Below are 6,077 nucleotides of genomic sequence, written 5' to 3'. Positions count from 1 at the left end.
CGCCGAACTGCTCGGGGGTTTGCAGACGCGACTGGACCGAAACGGTCGCGTTGAGCATCTGCTCCTTGGGCGAGGGCTGCGCGCCCAGCTGGCCGGCCGACACCTGCGCGTTCTGCGCCTGCACAGCGGTCGATACGTCGCTGATCGTCAACTGGTAATTGTTGAGCTTGAGCGGATCGACCCAGATGCGCATCGCATATTGCGCGCCGAACACCTGCAGCTCGCCGACGCCGTTCACACGGCTGATCGGATCCTGCATCCGCGACACGACCATGTCGGCCAGGTCGTTCGCATTGTGCGAATTGTCCTGCGAATAGATGCCGACGATGACAAGGAAGTTGGCGGCCGACTTGGCGACCTGCAACCCCTGTCGCTGCACTTCCTGCGGTAGCAGCGGGGTCGCCGCCTGCAGCTTGTTCTGCACCTGCACCTGCGCGATGTCGGGATCGGTGCCCTGCTCGAACGTCAGCGTGATCGTCAGCGTCCCCGCCGACGAGGAAGACGAGGAGAAGTAGCGCAGATGGTCGATGCCGCGCAGCTGCTGCTCGATCACCTGCGTGGTGGTGCGTTCCAGTGTTTCCGCGTCGGCGCCCGGATAGGTGGCGGTGATCGACACCGCCGGAGGAGCGATCTCCGGGAACTGCGCGATCGGCAGGCTGCGGATCGCGATCGCGCCCGCCAGCATGAGGACGATCGCGATGACCCACGCGAAGATGGGGCGATCGATGAAAAAGCGCGACATGATCGGTTACTTCTTCGCCTGCGCAGCAGCCGGCTGCAGTTGTTGCTGTCCGGCCGGCTGCGCATTCGGATTCCATGGCATCGGCTTCACCTGCATGCCCGGGCGCAGCATCATGCCGCCCTCGACGATCACCTTGTCACCGGCCTTCAGCCCCGAGGTAACCAGCCAGTTGTCGCCGATCGTCCGCGAGGTCTTGAGCGGCCGTGGCTGCACCTTGCCGTCAGGACCGACGATCATGGCGACGGCATTGCCCTTCTCGTCGCGGGTCACCGCGCGCTGCGGCACCAGAATGCCGTCGTCCTGCGTGCCTTCGACCAATTCGGCGCGAACATACATGCCCGGCAGCAGCAAGCCGCGCGGATTGGGGAACAGCGCGCGGATCGTCTGCGTGCCGGTGTTGGGATCGACGGTGACGTCGGCGAACTGCAACTTGCCCTCGATCGGATAGACCGAACCGTCCTCCAGCCGCAGCCGGACGCGCGCCGCGCCGCCCCCGCGCGCCAGGTCGCCCGACGCGATCTGCTGGCGCAGGCGCAACAGATCCGCGCTCGATTGCGGCACGTCGACGTAGATCGGGTCAAGCCGCTGGATCGTGGTCAGCGGCGTCGTCTGCGCCGCGGTCGCCAGCGCACCGGTGGTGGCGACCGATCGGCCGATCCGGCCGGAGATTGGCGCCCGGATCGTAGTACGGGCGAGATCGATCTGCGCAGTGCGCAGCGCCGCGGACTGCGCCGCGACATCGGCCTGCGCCTGCTGCGCCTGGGTGATCGAATTCTCGTAATCCTGCCGCGCGATCGCGTTGATCTTCACCAGCTCGCCATATCGACGCTGCAACGCCGTGGTGGAGGCGATCGCGGCGCGCGCACGCGCCAGCGCGGCCCGCGCATTCGCCACCGCCGCCACATAAGGCTGCGGATCGATGCGATACAGCGCCTGCCCCTTGGTGACCTGATCCCCCTCGGTGAACAGGCGCGCGGTGATCAGGCCATTGACCTGCGGGCGCACTTCGGACGTCTCGAACGCGGTCGTCCGGCCCGGCAGCGTCGTCGTCAGGGTGACGGATTCAGGCTGCACGGTCACGACGCCGACCTGCGGCGGCCCCTGCGGTTGCTGCTGGGCAGCATCCTGCTTTCCCCCGCACGCGGCGAGCGGAACCATCAGCAGCGCGGCAAGCGCGAACCCCTTGTTTGCCATCGTTATCTCGTTAATAAGGTGTGAGTGATCGCTCACTCACAAATGCTGCTACTGCGAAGAAAGAAAGGCGTCAAGTGACTTGGGGAAGGCGATCGGTGCGATGAACGCGAAACTGGAGAACCCCTGTTTTCCCCTTACGCGGGACGGCAAGGCCAACGCGCGACGCAAGAAAATTGTTCAGGCTGCGCGGGAACTTTTTGAGGAACATGGTTTCCACGCCACAGGAATGGCGCGCATTTCGCAGCGTTCCGGGGTGCTTGTCGGCCAGATCTATCGCGATTTCGCGAACAAGGAGGCGATCGTCGCGGCGATCGTCGAGCGGGATCTGGACGAGTTTCTGTCGCCCGACGCGCTATGCGCCGCCGCCATGCGCGGTGAGACGGCGGAGGTGCGGGCGTGGATCCGCAACTTCGTCGCCGGGCGGGAATTGCCCGACCTGCGGCTGGTGACCGAAATCCTGGCGGAGGCGGCCCGCAACGAGCGGATCGCGCAGATCTTCCGCCACGTCGATTCGCAATTGCGGGTGCAATTGATCGCCGCGCTCGGCGTCCTTCTTCCCGAAACCGTCCCGGCGGATCGGATCGAATGCCTCGCGGATGCGGTCGTGATTTTCAACGGTGGCACGTTCCAGCATCGCCTGTCCGATGCCGGCGGACTGGAGGCCTGCGTCATCGACCTGCTGATGACCTTCATCGATCGCGAAATCGCCGCGCTCACCGCCGCGTTCGGCTAGGATACGGCGACGGTTGCCGTCCGTCGGTCGAGCGTGCCAAGACAGTCGCGCATGACACACGATCATCCCGTGCGCGCCACGATCAAACATGTGTCGGAACGCGCGGGCGTCTCGATCAAGACCGTCAGCCGCGTGCTGAACAACGAACGCTATGTCGGCGCGGCGACCCGCGCGCGGGTGCAGGAAGCGGTCACGGCGCTCAACTTCCGCCCCAATCTCGCCGCGCGATCGCTGGCGGGCAAGCGCAGCTTCCAGATCGCACTGGTCTGCGACAATCCCAGCCCCAATTACGTCTATGCGATGCAGACCGGGATCCGTGACCGCTGCGAAATGGACGGCGTGCGCATGATCGCGCAGCCCTATGACCGCGCCAGCGACCGGCTGGTCGACGAAATCGCCGCGCTGATCGACACCAGCCGCCTCGACGGCATTATCCTGACACCGCCGGTCAGCGACAATCAGGCGGTGCTGGACCTGCTCGAACGGCGCGCGATCCGCGTGGTGCGCGTCTCGCCGGGATCGCGGGCCGGCGCCACCGCGACCGTGTCGATCGACAATCGCGCCGCCGCCTTCGAGGCCACCACGCATCTCCTGTCACTCGGGCATCGCCGCATCGGGCATATCGCCGGCCATGTCGATTATGCCACCAGCGCGCAGCGCCGCGACGGCTATCTCGCCGCACTGGCCGCGGCGGGCGTGCCCAGCGATCCGGCGCTGATCCAGCCGGGCCGCTACGATTTTCCCAGCGGCGCGGCGGCGGCCGAAATGCTGCTCGACCTCCCTATCCCGCCGACCGCGATCTTCGCCGCGTCCGACGACATGGCGGCGGGCGCGCTGGCCACATCGCATCGGCGCGGACTGTCGATCCCGGACGATCTGTCGGTGGTAGGCTTCGGCGACGATCCGCTCGCCGGCTACGTCTGGCCCGCGCTGACGACGATGCGCCAGCCGGTGCGCGACCTGGCGTGGAACGCCGCCGATCTGTTGCTGGCGGCGGAGGAGGGCGAAGTCGAGCAACGCCAGCTGCCCCACCAGTTGATCCTGCGCGATTCGGCCGCGGCGCCGGGCGACTGACGCGCCGAACGGGACCGTCGCCGCGCCGTCCGTCCCGGCGAGCGGGCTAGCCGATCAGGAACGTCGCCGCCCCCAGCGACAGCGCCAGCGCGCACAGCGTCGCGCCCGCGATCACCACCATCGGGCGCCATCCCGCCTCCAGCAATTGCGGCAGCGGCGATCGGATCGCGGTCGCGGTGACGGCGGCCGCCAACAGCCCGGCGGCGGTCCGCTCCGCCGTACTGGTGACGAGCGCGGGAATGATCCCGGTCGAATTGATCCCCGCCAGCACGAAGAACCCGATCACGAACCACGGCACCCCCTGCCCCTTGCCCGCCTCACCGCGCGGCAGGAACAGCGCGACGACCGCCAGCACCGGCGCCAGCAGCGCGACGCGCGTCAGCTTTACGATCGCCGCGATCTGGCCGGCGCCGTCGGAATAGGAGTAACCCGCGCCCAAGGCCTGCGCGACATCGTGGATCGACGCACCGAGCAGGAACCCCGCCTTCAGGTCGCTCATCCCCAGCCAGTGCGCGATGAACGGATAGGTGACCATTGCCAGCGCCGACAGCGCGGAGATACCGACCAGCACGAGCGTCAACTGCGCCTGGTTGGCGCGCCGCTCGCCGAGCGTCGTCGCCAGCGCCAGCGCCGCGCTCGCGCCGCAGATCGCCACCGCGCCCCCCGCCAGCGTCCCGAACGCGGCATCGAATCCCAGCCGTCGCGCGACGAATATGCCGCTGGCGATCGTCACCGCGACGATCACCAGCACACATAGCAACGCGGTCGGCCCAAGCGCGACGATCTGCCCGAAGGTGACGCGCAGCCCGACCAGCACAATCCCCCAGCGCAGCAGCGACCGGCTGGCGAAGGCGGTGCCCGCCGCGAGTCGCTTGTCCGCCGACAGGAAATTGAGCGCCAGCCCGATCAACAACGCCATCAGCGTCAGTGGCGGGCCATAATGGTCCGAGATGAACGCCGCCGCCAGGGTTCCCGCGGCGACCACGATCAGGCCCGGCACATGATCGCGCCAGCTGGTCGCCGGACTGGGCAGGATATCGCCATACAGGTCGGCCGCCATCGGCAGCGATGCTCGGGAAAAGGGTGCGGGCATGGCCTTCCTATATGCTTCGTGGCACGAAGGACTAGCGCGGTCCCTCGCCTTATGACAACGTTATCTGAAAGATCCGGCAGAAGGAATGAGGATGAGCGAAGGCGCCAATCGGGCCCGCTGGGTGATCGTCGCGATGGTATTCGTGGCCATCATGCTGAACTACGTCGATCGTCAGATCCTCGCACTGCTGAAGCCGACGCTGGAAGCGCAATTCGCCTGGTCCGACCAGGATTACGCCAATATGGGCACCGCCTTTCAGGTCGCGACCGCCTTCGCCTTTCTGGGGACGGGCTGGTTCATCGACCGCGTCGGGCTGCGGCGCGGCTTCGGGATCGGCGTGGGGGTGTGGAGCCTTGCGGGAATGGCACATGCGGTGGCCACCACCGTGAGCGGGTTCATCGGCGCGCGGGTCGTGCTGGGGGTCGCCGAATCGATCGGCACCCCCGCCGCGGTGAAATCCGCGGCCACCTATTTCAATCATCGCGACCGGCAAATCGCGTTAGGAATCGCCAATACCGCGCCGAATGTCGGCGCAGTCGTCACCCCCGCGCTGATCCCCCCGCTTGCGGTGGCCTTCGGGTGGCAGGCGGCGTTCCTCGTCGCTGGCGGGCTGGGGCTGGTGTGGGTGTTGGTCTGGTTCGCGCTCCGTGTGAAGCCAGTGGCGCTCGACGCGATGGAAGCCGCACCGATCCGCTGGGCCGATCTGTTGCGCAGCCGCAAGACGCTGGCGATCGCGATCGCCAAGGTGCTGTCGGATCAGGTGTGGTTCTTCATGCTGTTGTGGTTGCCGGATCTGTTCCACCGGCTGTTCGGCCTGGCACAGGGCACGCTCGGCTGGCCGGTCGCGCTCACCTATGGCCTGGCGGCGTGCGGCGCGCTTACCGGCGGCTATCTGCCGACGCGGCTGATGGCCGCGGGCTGGAGCATCAACCGGGCGCGCAAGACGACGATGCTGCTCTATGCGCTACTGGTGCTGCCCGTGCCGCTGGTTCTGTCGGTGCAGAGCCCGTGGAGCGCGGCGCTGCTGCTGGGGCTCGGCCTGTTCGCGCATCAGGGGTTCTCCACCAACGTGTTCGGCGTCGCGACCGACGTGACCCCGGCGCGTGCGGTCGGCTCGACGATCGGTATCGCCGCCTTTTGCGGTAACCTGGGGTCGATCGGGATGATCCAGTTCCAGGCCTGGGCGCTGGCCAACGGACTGGGCTACACGCCCGCGCTGGTCGTATGCGCGACTTCCTACC

6 protein-coding genes are annotated in these 6,077 nt (G+C 67.3%); 3 read left to right on the top strand and 3 right to left on the bottom strand.

What is annotated here, in order from left to right; all coding sequences use genetic code 11:
- Together ACFDSW_RS13600 and ACFDSW_RS13595 are read right to left on the bottom strand one after the other, a co-directional pair.
- Window positions 1–742 (bottom strand): efflux RND transporter permease subunit (locus ACFDSW_RS13600; protein ID WP_375250821.1); only part of this gene is annotated, 742 nt, incomplete at its 3' end.
- Window positions 743–748: 6 nt separating this feature from the next.
- Window positions 749–1,936: an efflux RND transporter periplasmic adaptor subunit gene (locus ACFDSW_RS13595; protein WP_375250820.1), complete on the bottom strand. Its 1,188-nt coding sequence runs from the start codon at window positions 1,934–1,936 to the stop codon at window positions 749–751.
- A 100-nt stretch (window positions 1,937–2,036) separates the two neighbouring features.
- Between ACFDSW_RS13595 and ACFDSW_RS13590 the strand changes: the two genes are divergently transcribed.
- Together ACFDSW_RS13590 and ACFDSW_RS13585 are read left to right on the top strand one after the other, a co-directional pair.
- Window positions 2,037–2,669 (top strand): TetR/AcrR family transcriptional regulator, encoded by a 633-nt coding sequence (locus ACFDSW_RS13590; RefSeq protein ID WP_375250819.1) that lies wholly within the window; start codon window positions 2,037–2,039, stop codon window positions 2,667–2,669.
- A gap of 51 nt (window positions 2,670–2,720) precedes the next feature.
- Window positions 2,721–3,743, top strand: a complete 1,023-nt coding sequence (locus tag ACFDSW_RS13585) for a LacI family DNA-binding transcriptional regulator (protein ID WP_375250818.1) — start codon at window positions 2,721–2,723, stop codon at window positions 3,741–3,743.
- Window positions 3,744–3,789: 46 nt separating this feature from the next.
- On the opposite strand, the gene ACFDSW_RS13580 is transcribed toward ACFDSW_RS13585, so the two are convergent.
- Window positions 3,790–4,836 carry a YeiH family protein gene (locus ACFDSW_RS13580; protein WP_375250817.1) on the bottom strand — a complete coding sequence of 349 codons (1,047 nt, stop codon included), beginning with the start codon at window positions 4,834–4,836 and terminating at the stop codon, window positions 3,790–3,792.
- A gap of 85 nt (window positions 4,837–4,921) precedes the next feature.
- Here ACFDSW_RS13580 and ACFDSW_RS13575 point away from each other — a divergent pair.
- A partial coding sequence (locus ACFDSW_RS13575) for an MFS transporter (protein WP_375250816.1) occupies window positions 4,922–6,077 on the top strand: 1,156 nt, incomplete at its 3' end.

It is taken from the genome of Sphingomonas sp., assembly GCF_042091075.1.
GTDB lineage: Bacteria > Pseudomonadota > Alphaproteobacteria > Sphingomonadales > Sphingomonadaceae > Sphingomonas.
The sequence above is the reverse complement of the archived record's forward strand: the minus strand, read 5'-3'. Positions and strand labels throughout refer to the sequence as shown.